The sequence below is a fragment of the Syntrophomonas zehnderi OL-4 genome, assembly GCF_000983115.1.
Taxonomy (GTDB): Bacteria; Bacillota; Syntrophomonadia; order Syntrophomonadales; family Syntrophomonadaceae; genus Syntrophomonas_B; species Syntrophomonas_B zehnderi.
Genome location: NZ_CGIH01000002.1, coordinates 1 through 14274, shown reverse-complemented (window position 1 = coordinate 14274; position 14274 = coordinate 1). Strand labels below are relative to the sequence as shown.

12 protein-coding genes are annotated in these 14274 nt (G+C 42.5%); 10 read left to right on the top strand and 2 right to left on the bottom strand.

From position 1 onward, the window contains the following. Positions 1-94 precede the first annotated feature (94 nt). Positions 95-643 carry a GDSL-type esterase/lipase family protein gene (locus AAV90_RS00130; RefSeq protein WP_052729491.1) on the top strand — a complete coding sequence of 183 codons (549 nt, stop codon included), beginning with the start codon at positions 95-97 and terminating at the stop codon, positions 641-643. Between the two features lie 305 nt (positions 644-948). Here the strand turns inward: AAV90_RS00130 and AAV90_RS00125 are convergent, their stop codons facing one another. Together AAV90_RS00125 and AAV90_RS00120 are read right to left on the bottom strand one after the other, a co-directional pair. Beyond that, the gene (locus tag AAV90_RS00125; RefSeq protein WP_046494550.1) at positions 949-1932 is read right to left on the bottom strand and encodes a DUF814 domain-containing protein; all 984 of its coding nucleotides are present in this window, start codon (positions 1930-1932) and stop codon (positions 949-951) included. A gap of 4 nt (positions 1933-1936) precedes the next feature. Then, the gene (locus AAV90_RS00120) at positions 1937-2404 is read right to left on the bottom strand and encodes a 2-thiouracil desulfurase family protein (protein ID WP_046494548.1); all 468 of its coding nucleotides are present in this window, start codon (positions 2402-2404) and stop codon (positions 1937-1939) included. Positions 2405-2721: 317 nt separating this feature from the next. Between AAV90_RS00120 and AAV90_RS00115 the strand changes: the two genes are divergently transcribed. The 9 genes from AAV90_RS00115 to AAV90_RS00075 all read left to right on the top strand — a co-directional run bounded on the left by AAV90_RS00115 (position 2722) and on the right by AAV90_RS00075 (position 14110). Next, positions 2722-4077: a YheC/YheD family endospore coat-associated protein gene (locus AAV90_RS00115; RefSeq protein ID WP_046494546.1), complete on the top strand. Its 1356-nt coding sequence runs from the start codon at positions 2722-2724 to the stop codon at positions 4075-4077. A 19-nt stretch (positions 4078-4096) separates the two neighbouring features. Beyond that, complete coding sequence (locus AAV90_RS00110; protein ID WP_046494544.1) at positions 4097-5446, top strand: YheC/YheD family endospore coat-associated protein; 1350 nt, start codon at positions 4097-4099, stop codon at positions 5444-5446. A 155-nt stretch (positions 5447-5601) separates the two neighbouring features. Continuing rightward, the gene (locus AAV90_RS00105) at positions 5602-6735 is read left to right on the top strand and encodes a S1C family serine protease (protein ID WP_046494542.1); all 1134 of its coding nucleotides are present in this window, start codon (positions 5602-5604) and stop codon (positions 6733-6735) included. Between the two features lie 152 nt (positions 6736-6887). Beyond that, positions 6888-7976 carry a 6-phosphofructokinase gene (locus AAV90_RS00100; RefSeq protein WP_046494683.1) on the top strand — a complete coding sequence of 363 codons (1089 nt, stop codon included), beginning with the start codon at positions 6888-6890 and terminating at the stop codon, positions 7974-7976. A gap of 48 nt (positions 7977-8024) precedes the next feature. Further along, the gene (locus tag AAV90_RS00095; protein WP_046494541.1) at positions 8025-8870 is read left to right on the top strand and encodes a 3-hydroxyacyl-CoA dehydrogenase NAD-binding domain-containing protein; all 846 of its coding nucleotides are present in this window, start codon (positions 8025-8027) and stop codon (positions 8868-8870) included. 26 nt (positions 8871-8896) lie between these two features. After that, positions 8897-9724: a PH domain-containing protein gene (locus AAV90_RS00090; RefSeq protein ID WP_046494539.1), complete on the top strand. Its 828-nt coding sequence runs from the start codon at positions 8897-8899 to the stop codon at positions 9722-9724. 239 nt (positions 9725-9963) lie between these two features. Continuing rightward, entirely contained in the window at positions 9964-11028 is a 1065-nt protein-coding gene (gene ychF / locus AAV90_RS00085) for a redox-regulated ATPase YchF (RefSeq protein ID WP_046494538.1), read from the top strand. Between the two features lie 120 nt (positions 11029-11148). Beyond that, positions 11149-12510, top strand: coding sequence for a YheC/YheD family endospore coat-associated protein (locus AAV90_RS00080; RefSeq protein WP_046494535.1), 1362 nt, complete (start codon positions 11149-11151; stop codon positions 12508-12510). Between the two features lie 19 nt (positions 12511-12529). After that, a complete protein-coding gene (locus AAV90_RS00075) occupies positions 12530-14110 on the top strand; it encodes a putative amidoligase domain-containing protein (protein ID WP_046494533.1) in 1581 nt (526 codons plus the stop codon). Positions 14111-14274 lie beyond the last annotated feature (164 nt).

Here is a 14274-nt window from a genome sequence, read left to right as displayed (position 1 = left end):
CTTTTTTAAAAGTAGCATAATTAATTTCTGGGAACGATAAGTGTTTTTTGTTAAACTTTAATATACTGGATCGGCAATTCGGGGAGGGTTTTAAATGCTGGACGATATTAAAATTGTCTGCCTGGGAGACAGCATAACGTATGGATTTCCTTACGGTCCCAGCCACTCTTGGACCACCATGTTGCAGAATGTAATCGGCGGCCAGGTAATCAACCAAGGTATTCCCGGAAATACCACCACCCAGATGCTGCAGCGGTTTAACCAAGTGGTAAGGCGTTATAAGCCCACCCATATAATAATTATGGGAGGCATAAATGATATAGTCATAAGAGATAGTTTTGATCGGATTACCATAAACCTAAAAACCATGGCAGAAAAAGCTCGGGAAAACAATATAGAGGTTATTTTAGGCCAACCCACCGTTGTCGATGAACCGGAGATAGAGCGTCTAATACAGAGAATCAGAACCTGGATAAATGATTATTCGAAGGAGCAAAAAATACCAATCATTGATTTCGCTCAGGCTTTTTACGATGAAAATAACAACATTCTCACCGATCTTCTGGCCGTAGACGGAGCTCATCCTACCAGAGCAGGTTACCAGGCAATGTTTAAACAGATTGATCTTAAAATATTCGCCTAAATTGAGAATAGACGCGGATAGCGCGGATTTAAGCGGCAACCTTAATAGCGGCCGTTTGGAAGTCAGTAGAACCTGTAGGGTGATTTTATCTATAATTAATAATACGCTATCTGCGGGCAGCATAGTCGCATATGCTCAAAAACCCGGCAATCTAACCCGAAATAGCCGTAGCGGAAGCTTTAGCTTCCGCTGGGAAGCTAAAGCTTCCCCATCCGTATAACCACCATTTTCATGGGTGGCTGTTTCCTGCGACCGTGACAGGTTACTACTCCTTTGTATTCGGCCTTGTCAGCCATGATCTCTGCTCATATACTGGCTGGCACCTCTTCTGGTTTTAAAGGAACTGTTTCCAGGTATATAAAGTCATCCCTGACCGCCTGACTTATCTTAAGCCGGGCGGTTGCTTCACAGCGTGCATCACTGTAACGGGCTACAATTCTGGCTGCCAGCTCCAGTTCCGGCGGATCTTCCTCATGAAGGGGACGCAGCAGTCCCAGCGGGCCAGGTCGGTCGGAAACCTTGATCAGGTAATCATGCAGACCGGCTAATCCTTCCAGGCGTTCATTCTCACTATGATTTCTGCCAACAACCAGCAATTGCTCCTCACCAATATAGAAATGACGTCCAACCTTCAATATCTCCGTAGACTGAGCATCCGTATCCGGTCGATTATCTAAAAATCTGCGCAGTCGTCTGCCAAAACTCTCCTGGGTTAATAAACAACCTCCTGCTGGGCTGGGGTAGTCGGTCAAACCATAATGTTTAGCTAATTCCATCTGGCGAATCCGGCTGCGTCCACTGATATCCAACAAGCGGCTGCGGTCAATCCATCCATTAGTTTCCGGTATAGTTGGGGCAAGCAACTGAGCCGACAGGGGCCTGACGATCAAGCCAGGATGGGCTGATAATTTCTCGACAATCGCCAGTGCGGATTTATTCTGACTCATCGGACGCTGCCCCAGCACTTCACCCGACATCAAGAAATTAGCTCCTATATCATGCATAAACTCTCCGGCTTTTTTAAACATATAGCCGTGGCAATCGATACAAGGGTTCATATGTTTGCCATACCCATAAATCGGGTTTTTTAAAATATTCATGTAATCACTGCCAATATCCAAAGTAAAAAACTCAATAGAAAGATCCTGAGCCGCCTGCCGGGTTCGTTCATCTGCTCCGAAATAAGGGGTCACAAAATTAACCCCCACCACTTCTATACCTTGATCCTTAATAACACAGACCGCCAGTTGAGAGTCGAGGCCGCCTGAAAAAAGGCTAACAGCTTTCAATGGATTAACACTCCTTATCTATATTCCTTAAGAATTCTTCATCGTTTACTACCTTCAGACCGCTTTTTTTCAGAAGGGCAGAGGTAACCCCGTCTCCCTCCACCAGACGGCCAGAAAAAGTTCCATCATATATTTTACCGCAACCGCAGGAAGGGCTGCGGCTTTGCATTATGGCTTCGGTAATCCCTGCCTGCTGAGCCAGCCGCAAAGTCTCCTGGGCCCCTTTTATAAAATATGAACTAAGATCTGCATTTTCCTTGTTAAAAACCTGGGCCTGACCGGCAAGTACATCTTTTCCTGAACCGCCTTGTATTTCACTGGCCGCCCGCGGAGTAGTCAACCCCCCCAGTTGTTCAGGGCAAACCGGTAAAAGTACTCCCTGCTTGAGAAGTTTTAAAAACTCCTGATGGGCATTATTCATTCCGTTATATTTGCAGTTTACCCCGCAAAGACATGCACTTATCAAAATCATTTTGCTCACTCCCAGCCTATACATAGTATATATATATTTACCTGATTTCAAGCCCAATCTACCCAAAAAAAGTATTTGCTCCCTGACGGTCGCAATTTAGGTTGCCCCCTGCGGGGACTACTCTTGCTCCCTGACGGTCGCAATTTAGGTTGCCCCCTGCGGGGACAACGGTTGCTCCCATACCGGTCGCTATTTATGAACTTCGTTTATGGTTACGTATCGTTAGCGTCTATTAATAATCTATTTTCTTATGAGAATAACAAAGAATTATTCGGATTCATATTATATGATATAAAATTACAGTACAGGAGAGCAAAATGGCAGACGCTCTGATGATAAAAATCATTCCCCATAGCAAGCAATCCCCAAAATATCTGCTCATGGCAACCGACTTAGCTGATCAGTTGGGCTTTCGTCAGGATCAAAATATCTTATTGCATGTTGGGTTAAAGGGTATTTCCATGAAGGTTTTAGTAAAAACCCACCCATTTCCGAATCGAAAATTATCCCTGCATCCACAACTGATAAAGAACCTGGGTCTGGAAAAGGAGCGGGACTATAGTTTAAAGATTAGCGATGGTTCCATCTATATCGGGCCGTTAATTGGAATAATGACAAATAAGCAAGATGATTTAGGGCACCCTTTTGGCAAGCAGAATTTTTTTATCAGTCAATTAATTGAGCAAGCCAGAGAAATGGGGGCCATTTGTTTTGGTTTCTATTATCAGGATGTGAATCTAAAAAGAGCTAGAGTTAATGGTTATACCTATGTTAATAATACCTGGAAAAAAGTATCCTACGGACTGCCTGATGTCATCTACCCTCGCGAAAGCAAAAATCCCGTTAAGCAAATAGAAATACGCAAAGGGTTAAGCCGGGCAGGATGTAAGTTTATTAATCCGCCATGGCTGGGGAAGTGGCAAACATACAAGCTAATGTTAAAAAACGATACCTTACACAAATATTTGCCGGAAACCCAGCTGGTTAAAAGCTTTAATCAGGTGGAAACCATGCTAAAAAAATACCACGTTGTGTATATGAAGCCCGTAACCGGTTCGCAAGGCCACCGTATAATAAGGATAGTTAAAAGTAACCGCTCCAGCCCATATCACTATCAGTATCAGCTGAACAACCAATTGGTCCGAGGTACGGCCCACAGATTGACAGAGTTGGAGCGCAGTTTAAAAAGAATAGCGAAAGGGCAGAGCTTTATCGTTCAGCAACGTATTAACCTGCTAAAACATCAAGGCAGGATAGCCGATATGCGGATTATGATCCAAAAAAACGGACAAGGGCAATGGAGTATAAGTGGCAAGGCATTTCGTATCGGTAAGGTAGGTTCAATTACCAGTAATATATCAGGCGGCGGCAGTGGTTGTCAGATTTATAAATTACTCAACAAACATTTTTCTAGCCACGATACGGAGAAGATTGTCAAAGAAGTTGATTACTTGGCTTTCGAAGTAGCTTCAACTCTGGATAAACATCATGGTCCCATCGGCGAACTAGGCATTGATATAGGTATCGATCAAGAGGGAAGAACATGGTTTATTGAAGCTAACCTCAAGCCTGCCCGCCGGGTTTTTTCTTTGATTGGCGATAACCAAACCCGGCTGGTTACAATTAAAAAACCGATTCAATATGCGCGTTATCTAGCTGGATTCGAAAAATAAACAGTGAGGATGATGTTACATGACCGGTAAGGTTACTATCTCGGAAAAACTTATGGAAAAAAAGATGTTGCCGGTACAGGACAGTATTTATATCAGAGCCGGGGCAAGAATGATTCAAACCAGGCTGATAGTCAAAGCAGATCTGCCTGGTCATTTTAATGTATCTCCTGATTTAAGCAAAGCTCTGCACTTAAAACCAGGCAGAAAATTGCAGCTGCGTTTTGATAAAGAAGAAGGATATCTGCATATCGGCCCAACTATCGGCATATTGACCAATGCCTTGCCCAGACGGGACAACGATGCCGCCCCTAACAGTTCCCTGGCTGAAATCATGTATTTAAGCAGGATTGCCAAAACAATGGCCGCCCAGGTTTTTATATTTACACCCCATTGTATCAACTGGGATAAGTTGACGACCCGGGGCTATCTTTACAAGCCTACCTCTGATAATTTAGGAATCTGGGAATCTGCAATCTACCCATTGCCAGATGTAGTATATGATCGTATTCCCAGCCGCAGCAGCGAAGCGCGCGTTTTAATAAAGAATACTAAGGAACGGCTCATGAACTTGCCTTTTTTAAAATATTTTAACCCATCCTTTCTAAACAAGTGGCAGGTTTATAAGCTACTATGTATGAATGAAGAACTCTTACCGTATTTACCGGAAACGATGGTTCTAAACCGCGAAAACCTTGAAAAAATGCTGCCTAAATATCAGCAGCTATTTATAAAACCGGCCAACGGAAGCCTGGGTCGGGGAATCATAATAATAAACCGTCACAACCACAATAAAATAAGTTATACGGTTTACAGCCGGGTAAAACACCATGGGAGCGCCGACAGCCCGACCGATTTTTTAAAAAGGACTAATTTTCTGCGCCAAAAAAAGGCCTATATCGTTCAGCAAGGTATTAATTTAGCCAAATATCATGATTCAGCCTTTGATCTACGTATCATTTATCAAAAAGACCACACCGGAAATTGGATGATCAGTAAAAAGTTCGTACGGGTGGCGGCGCGTGGCAGCAGTATATCAAACTTAAGCCGGGGAGGCAGAGCCGAAAAGAGTAAAAAGGTTCTAACTCATATATTACACCGGAATAAAAGCCTGATTGAGGAAAAAAATAATGAAATTAAACTGCTGTGCGAGACAGTAGCCTGTACCCTGGAAAAGAACTGCCGAAAACTGTTTGGCGAACTAGGCTTGGATATTGGCATAGATAATAATGGTAAACTGTGGTTAATTGAAGTAAATTCCAAACCGCGCAAGACGACTGTAACAGAATCGTCCCAGCGCATCATGCATAATACTTTTAAAAGACCTCTAGAGTATGCAGCCTATCTGGCGGGCTTCAATAATACGACTTAACACAAGTGAGTAAAACCTTTAAATATCTCTATATTAAGGATATATGTGCATATCAGCTTGTCTCCTGCCGGGATTTTAGCTTGTAAATCTTTTGCTGCTAGTGCTAATATTTATGGAAAGTAATAAACTTTATAAATCTAGGAAGGAGAAAGTTAATGCAAACCGACAGTAGAAGTTCCAAGCTATTCAAAGGCGCAATTGTTTTGGCAATTCTGCTTTTGCTGGTAGGTGAACTGATTATTTTTCACAACAATAAGCAGGTCGCTGAAACTAACCCCAAAACCCATGGCAGTTCCACTGCCTTAGCCAGTACAACCGTAGGGCCCATGAATATTGCCGACATGGTTGAGCGGGTTAGTCCCGCAGTAGTGAATATAGAAACCAGTGTAGTAGTAAACAACAATCGAGATCTATACTTAAATGATCCTTTTTTTCGCCAGTTTTTTGGAGATAACCAGCCTCGGCCCAACATTGAGCAGGGAATTGGTAGCGGCTTTATTATCAGTAAAGATGGCTATATCTTAACGAATCAACACGTTATTAAGGGCGCTAATTCAATCAAGGTAAATATCGGGGACAGCAAAAAATATCCGGCCCGGGTGATAGGACAAGATCAAGAACTGGATCTGGCTGTTTTAAAAATTGATCCCCCCAAAGATCTGGCTGTATTAAGCCTGGGAGATTCAAGTAAAATAAGACCCGGTGAATGGGTAGTAGCCATAGGTAACCCCTATGGGCTAGATCATACCGTAACCGCAGGCGTAATCAGTGCCTTGGGACGTCCCGTGCAAATAGAAAACAGAGCCTATAAAAACCTGATTCAAACTGATGCTGCCATTAATCCAGGCAACAGCGGCGGCCCGCTCCTTAATACCAACGGACAGGTTATCGGCATAAATACGGCTGTAAATGCTTCCGCCCAGGGAATAGGTTTTGCCATTTCCGTAAACACCGCCAAAGAAGTTATTGATGACTTAATCAATAAAGGCAAAGTGGTTAGACCTTATATGGGGGTATGGCTTGAAGACATGGATGAAAAAGCCGCCGCTTATTTAAATGCTCCCAACTACGGAGCTATTGTAGTCAAGGTGATTAGCGGCAGCCCGGCTGAACGGGCAGGCATCCAATCCAACGATGTTATCATAGGACTGGACGGCAAAAAAATTAATTCTTCAGATGAATTACAGACATATTTAAAGAGCAAACGGGTTGGAGATTCAATCAGTGTGGAAATAGTTAGAAATGGAAAAAACCAGTCTACTAAATTAACCTTAATTGAAAAACCATAACTATAATTAAAGGGATATGCTGTTATTTGCCGAATAACATGATAATACTATAATTAAAAGGTGGGGGATTAGCCCACCTTGATTTTCATTCTGTGATGCCGGATATAACTGCTATTTCGGTTAAAAATATAGGAGGTATTGCTTTGGAAAAAATCAAAAGGATAGGAGTCTTGACCGGCGGGGGAGATTGCCCTGGCCTAAATGCAGTAATACGTGCCGTGACCAAAGCAGCCATTAATGAATATGGTTTGGAAGTACTGGGTTTTCAAGATGGATTTAAAGGACTGGTCACTAATAATTATGTAAACTTGAATCTGAAATCTGTTTCCGGAATAGGTCACACCGGCGGTACAATATTAGGCAGCAGTAACCGTGATGACCCTTTCCGTTTTTTAACTATGGTAGATGGCAAACAAACCTATACAGATCAATCCGATCGAGCGATCGAGAATCTAAGGAATCTTGATATCGATGCCCTAATAGTCATAGGCGGAGACGGCAGTCTGCATATCGCCCAGAAATTTTATAATAAAGGGGTTAATGTCGTGGCCGTTCCCAAAACGATTGATAACGATTTGGGTGCCACGGATGTTACCTTCGGATTTAACACGGCTGTAGATACGGCTTCTGAAGCCATTGATCGCTTGCATACCACGGCAGAATCTCATCACCGGGTAATGATACTCGAAGTGATGGGCAGGTATGCCGGCTGGATCAGTTTGCATGCCGGCATATCAGGCGGTGCCGATGTTATTTTAATACCGGAAATTCCTTATAGACTGGAATGTGTCATCCAGAAAATTCAACAACGCTATGAACAGGATAAAAAATTCAGTATCATCGTGATTGCCGAGGGCGCTGTGGAAAAAGGCGGAGAGATGGTGATTCAAAGGATGGATCACACCAGCCATGATCCTATACGCCTGGGAGGGATCGGCAATAAGCTGGCTCAGGATATCGAAAACGCCAGCAACATTGAAACCCGGGTTACCGTTTTGGGACATCTGCAGCGGGGTGGATCCCCCATACCGTATGACCGCATTATATCGAGCCGTTATGGGGTTGCAGCGGTACACGCCGTAATGGCAGGCAAATTTGGCAGTATGGTGAGCCTTACCGGTTCAAATATTATAACTGTACCGATCTTGGAAGCCATAAAAGAACTGCGCAAGGTGGATCCGGAAGGCGAAATGGTTGGAACTGCCCGTGCCCTAGGAATGAGCTTCGGTGACTGTTTATAAAAGTAAAGTCATGAAGCCATAGGTTCCGATAATTGGGGGGTGGATAAAGTGAACAAGATTGCGGTATTAGGTGCTGGTAAAATGGGCGCCGGTATTGCCCAGGTGGCCGCCCAGGCGGGCTTTAAGGTCATAATGCGTGATTTGCAGATGCCCCTGGTTGAAGATGGTCTTAAGACGATAGACCTTAACCTGGAACGCTTGATTAAAAGCGGCGAGCTTAAACCTGAAAAAAAATCTGAAATTTTGAGTTTGATTTATGGTACAGTTGATCTGTCAGATCTAAAAGATGCCGATCTGGTCATAGAAGCCGTTGTTGAAAATATGGCGGTAAAAAAACAGATATTTGCTGAGTTAGATAATATCTGTCCCCCGCATACCATACTGGCGACTAATACCTCCACACTGTCCATCACTGAAATAGCTACATCTACTCAAAGGCACGACCAAGTTATAGGGATACATTTTTTCAATCCCGTACCCTGCATAAAACTGGTCGAGTTGGTGCGGGGTATGGAAACTTCGGACGACACCGTGAAAAAAACGCAAGGATTTATTGAAAGAATAGGCAAAGAACACGTTTTACTCAATCGAGAAAGCCCTGGATTTATTGTCAATCGCATATTACTTCCATATATAAATGAAGCTGTATGGTTATACGGAGAAGGAATTGATAAAGAGACTATTGACCAAGCCATGATCCTGGGAGCCAATATGCCAATTGGGCCGCTTAAGTTAGCTGACATTATTGGTTTGGATACCTTGTATTCGATTATGCTGGTATTTTATAATGAGTTCAGAGATACCAAATACCGTCCTCATACCTGCTTGTCAACCATGGTCAGAGCAGGTTATTACGGAAGAAAGAGTGGCCAAGGCTTCTATAATTATGAATAGCGGGGGTTAGTTATGGAGGGTTTATTATGATTTACAAAGCCAGGAAATCATGGGGAGCTTGGTTTGGATTGATTTTCGGTGTAGTGGTGTATGGCTTTGCCATTTGGGGTATAGGCTATTCTTTGGATGAATCCGACAAAACGCTTAAAATCCTTTTATACATACCAACCTACCTGCTGCTGGTTGTCCAAGTCTATCTGATCTTGGGTGCTTTTAATCTTAAGTATCAGGTTAATGATGATCATTTCATTTTAATATGGGGGTTCGCCAAAAAACATATAGCTTGGGAAGAATTTAATGAGGTAATCGAAATAAAAGGACACGGCAATTTCTTTCCCTTCCTGGCGATTACTTGGCCCGGTTACATAGTTGGATTATTCCAGTTAAAAGGGGTAGGTCCGGTGCGTATGTATGGAACCCATGCCAAAGATGGATTCCTGTATCTTAAAACCCAGCGAGGATTTCTGGGGATAACTCCTGAAAATGAATCCCTGGCAGAAGTAATTGCTGAAAGAACAGGCCAGGATATAAAAGTTATTGACATGGATGCCATGCCGGTTGAGGAAAAAGGCGAAGATATGCATGAAGACCGATACTTTAGACTTTATTACAAACTTAACGTTTTTTTACTGGCAGGATATGTTCTTTATGTAGCCATATTTTATCCGGGATCAGATGCCCCCAACTTTATAATACTACTGCTGGTTTTAGCGATTGCCCTGTTTCTGTTTAACATCGGCAATGCCAAAAGGCTCTATCAATTCAGCACCCAGGGAGGTTATATGACCCTTTTGTTAGGAATCGCGGTTACAGGCATATTTCTGATTCTATCCATCTCGCAGATCAGCCTGTAATTATTGTAAGCCAAGCAGATGAGGTTTGAGTACTAAACATTTGGCAACGTTTTCTCTTACGATGACTCCTCTTGCGCCGCCCAGATCGGTAAGACCTTTCTTGAACTCAACATATAACTGCTTACCGTTAATGTTTACAATAAGAATAATTATGTAAACTAATTAGAAACTGGTCTTTTCACTATACTTTGATATAATATAAGCTGACTATTTTCAGGGAAGGGTCGTGGATTATCAGTATGCAATTAGGAATTATTGGTATGCCTGGGGTTGGCAAGACCACATTATTCGAACTGCTGAGCAACCAAAGGGATAAAGCTAACAGCCAAGGCAAGGCCAACACTGCTATAGCCAAAATTCCCGATGCCAGAATAGACCATTTAAGTTCACTTTATAAACCTAAAAAGACCAGTTATGCGCAGTTGGAGCTAGTGGATATCCCCGGTTTGATCCCCGGGGCTGACAAAGGTGCCAATGTATTTTTAGATGCGGTTCGCAAGGCAGATGCACTTCTACATGTTGTGCGGCTTTTTGAAAACGACGCGGTACCTTCCATTTATGATTCGATCGATCCCTTGCGCGATATTGAAACCATTAGCTATGAACTGCTTTTAGCTGATCTGGATCTGATCGAAAAACGGATCGAAAGAATTGAAAATAATAAAAAAAAGAACCAGATGGTAAAAGAACTAGCCTTGATGGAACGTCTTAAGCAAACCTTGGAAGATGAGAAGCCCATTTCGTCTCTGCAGTTGGATGAACAAGAAGAAAACCTCTTAAGCAGCTATCAATTCCTGACCAGCAAACCTATGCTGATATGCCTGAATTTGGCGGATGATGGGCTAGTCAATAAAGATTATGTTAAAAAAGAGGAGATAGCTGAGTATTCCCGCCAGTATGGTGTTCCCGTTGTGGAAATAGCGGCCGAGATAGAAAAGGAAATTGCTGAACTCGCAGAAGATGAAAAAGAGGAATTCCTAAATGCTCTGGGGATTAAGGAAAGCGGGCTTATTAAGATAAGCCGCAGTATGTATCAGCGTTTGGGGTTAATTTCTTTCTTCACAGTTGGCGAGGATGAAGTTAAGGCCTGGACAATTGAGCAGAATACGATAGCCCGAAAGGCGGCTGGCAAGATTCACTCTGATATAGAACGCGGATTTATCCGGGCTGAAGTGGTAGACTATAATGATTTTGTGGAACTGGGTTCAATGAATGCCGTTAAAGAGAAGGGGCTATTTCGCCTGGAAGGCAAAGAATATATCGTAAAAGACGGGGATATTGTCCATTTTCGTTTCAACGTCTAGGGACACAAGAAACAAGCAGCGCTCTTGGTGTGTATTATAATGACATACCAAGAGCGTTTCTTCTTTATGCACTTTGCTATGGGCTGCCACATAGTATAGATTATCAATAAACAGCCCGAGGTGTTCGTTATTAGCAGTAATGGTGAGACTACTATTAAGATCGCTGTAGCGCAAGATATATATAATGATTTAACTATACGGGATCATAAGGTTTTTTTAGGCCGGAATCAGATTGAGGCTGAATTTAAGCTCGATGAAACGATACCGTCTGGGCTGGCTTTATTATTATCCCCCTTATTGAAAACCGGTAAGATGCTTACCCAGGGATCGCATTTTGAAAAACTGCAATTAAATTACTGCCGGGTTGCAGGCCCGGCGATAAAGTTAGGGCCAGTTGTAGGGGTTTTGCTAGCCAGGAAAACTGATAAGGGGTATTCTTTGCCGACAGGTAAAGAAGGCAGAATCCTGGCGGAAATGAATGAAGCTGCAACCAAAAGAAACATTTTAATGTATTTTTTTTATGCTGATGGGGTGAACTTTACCAGGCAGATAATAAACGGCCATCGCTATATCGCCAGCCAGAAAGGTAAAGGCAAATGGGTTCGGGCTAGTTTTCCGCTGCCCGATATTATATACAATCGAATCACCTCCCGTTCCCGGGAACGAGAAAATCACGTGCAGTTATTTCTGCAAAAAGCCGTCCGTAAATCCATTCACGTTTTTAATACCCGTTTTTTAAATAAATGGGAGGTACATAAAAGCCTGTACTCAAACTCCATAACCCGTATCATGCTACCGGAGACTGATCGTTATTCCCAGGAAAAACTGGTTTACTACCTGGCCAATTTTACCGAATTTTTCATTAAGCCAACCGAAAGCAGTGTGGGGAAGGGAATTATAAAGATTGTGGTAAATTCACCCCAATCATATTCTTATTATAGAGTGGGCAGTAAATCAGGCTGGCTAAAATGTCATACATCCATGCAGTTATATAAGCAGTTAAGAATCCCCGAGGGTGAGAAATATATACTTCAGCAGGGGATCGACCTTAACTGCATCGATGGTAACGTTTTCGACATCAGAGCCCAGGTGCAGAAAAACGGTCAGGGCCAATGGCAGCTAACCGGAGCAGCAGTCAGAATTGCCGCACCGGGAAAATTCGTGACCCATGTTCCGAATGGGGGAACGAAAGGTAATTTTGCGGGGACGCTCCAAGAGTTATATGGAAAAGATAGTGAAAAATCCAGAAATGTCAATAAGCAATTAGAAACGATTGCTCAGATACTACCCCGCGTACTAGAGCAAGATCTGGGTCTGAATCTGGCCATACTATCTCTGGATATTGGTTTAGACAAAGAAGGGAGGATGTGGATAATAGAGGCAAACTCAAAACCCGCCAGTTTTGATGAAGATGATATCCGACAACGTCATTTAAATCTGTTAAACGATTATTTTATATTTAAAAGCAACTTTGCACAATAGTGCACAGATGAGGTACGCTATGAAATTAAATATCCTTTATAAAGCCAATCCTACCGGAGACAGGTTACTAAATTATTTTAAAAACGAATGGGAACAGGTCAGCAGTTATGAATTTGAAATGGAGGGTTTAAGGTATATTGATATTACGGCAGAAATAGGCATCTATCCCGTAAATCATTATATAAATCGTGCCCGAGCTTTTATAAACAGCATAAACAAAGACGTAATTGAAGGAATCTTGGCTCTAAACGGAATCTCCGCGAGTCTGCCTCTGACAGATACGATTACTAAACAATATAATGTATTAATATGGGATCGAACCATAATATCTATTCAACAAATTGTCTATGGAAAAACCACCGCCAACAAAAAATATATTGAAGAAAACAAAATTATTAAAATTGCTGAATTGGCTAAAAGGGCTTTATGCTTGTTGGGGCTGGATTTTGCCATGATTGGCGTATCTGTAAACGGACAGCGCAAGATAAAAATTACCGAAGTTGACACCTCTCCCTCTATCCGTGATAAGGATTGGCAGTTTTTATGGCTTAAACTCGAAGAAATAAAAAGACAATATCAGGATGGATGGCCAGAACCGGTTGAGATTAAACTGGGGGCAGATCCCGAATTCATGATTGCCAACAGTAAAAACAGTAAAATGATACCCTCCTCAGATTTCTTTCCTCGGGATGGCCTGGTCGGCTGTGACAACATTCGCGTCCCCAGCCGCCAGCAAAGACCGATAGCCGAATTACGACCTAAACCAGATACTTCCCCGTTTATTCTGTTTAATAACATTAAGTCAGCCCTTGAACAGGCCAATAAAATGGTTCCTTATAAAAACATTAAGTGGCTGGCTGGCAGTCAGCCGTTTTCAGGCTATTCGATCGGGGGACATATTCATTTCAGCAACCTTAAGTTAAACAACCATTTATTAAGAACGCTTGACAATTACCTGGGGTTGCCCATTTTTCTCATCGAAAATCCAACCACAGCAGTCAGGAGAAGGCATAAATATGGACAATTAGCTGAGTTCCGGGAAAAAGACTATGGCGGTTTTGAATACAGAACCCCAGCCAGTTGGCTGATTACACCGGAAATAACGATGGCGGTACTATGTCTGGCTAAGATCGTCAGCAGCAATTACCAGAGGTTGAACCGAAACGTTTTTGTTAACCTGGAAGCTCATCGGGCTTTCTATAATGGAGACCAGCAATACTTTAGACCGCTGTTTGAAGATATCTGGGGAGATATTCAGGGATTAGACAGTTATAAGGAATATAAAAACGAGTTGCAGGTCATCCGTGATATGATAACAGAAAAGAGAACCTGGAACGAAAAACAGGACATTCGTAAGGCCTGGTCTTTAAGTACCATGTTCAGTAAAAACTATGGTCTGCCAAAAAAATCCGCAAAGCTATCGGCATCCAGCAGCAGTATTCATAACAACCAGCGCGGCAGCCAAAGACTCAGCAACCGTAGGCTTAACGGATCGAGTTCCACCTCAAATCGAAATCGCGTAGTATCTACTAATATTGGAGGCAGCCATGTAGCGTCTATCGCACCGGTATTGCCAAGCTATGGCACGACACATTCTTAAATTGAATTAGTATTCCCCCGTTAATTTCCCTAACTTCTCATAATGAACATTATGTAAACTAAAATATTTTTAATTATTATTCCCCGTTTGCTGTATTTAACCAGGCTTCATTATAATAAAAATAATAACAAAATAAAAAAGGCTGCTGGATTTAATATCAGCAG

Excerpts from the sequence above, each read along its gene's own strand:
- AAV90_RS00130 (WP_052729491.1), top strand. The coding sequence starts at position 95 with ATGCTGGACGATATTAAAATTGTCTGCCTGGGAGACAGCATAACGTAT.
- AAV90_RS00120 (WP_046494548.1), bottom strand. The coding sequence starts at position 2,404 with ATGATTTTGATAAGTGCATGTCTTTGCGGGGTAAACTGCAAATATAAC.
- AAV90_RS00115 (WP_046494546.1), top strand. The coding sequence starts at position 2,722 with ATGGCAGACGCTCTGATGATAAAAATCATTCCCCATAGCAAGCAATCC.
- AAV90_RS00110 (WP_046494544.1), top strand. The coding sequence starts at position 4,097 with ATGACCGGTAAGGTTACTATCTCGGAAAAACTTATGGAAAAAAAGATG.
- AAV90_RS00105 (WP_046494542.1), top strand. The coding sequence starts at position 5,602 with ATGCAAACCGACAGTAGAAGTTCCAAGCTATTCAAAGGCGCAATTGTT.
- AAV90_RS00090 (WP_046494539.1), top strand. The coding sequence starts at position 8,897 with ATGATTTACAAAGCCAGGAAATCATGGGGAGCTTGGTTTGGATTGATT.
- ychF (WP_046494538.1), top strand. The coding sequence starts at position 9,964 with ATGCAATTAGGAATTATTGGTATGCCTGGGGTTGGCAAGACCACATTA.
- AAV90_RS00075 (WP_046494533.1), top strand. The coding sequence starts at position 12,530 with ATGAAATTAAATATCCTTTATAAAGCCAATCCTACCGGAGACAGGTTA.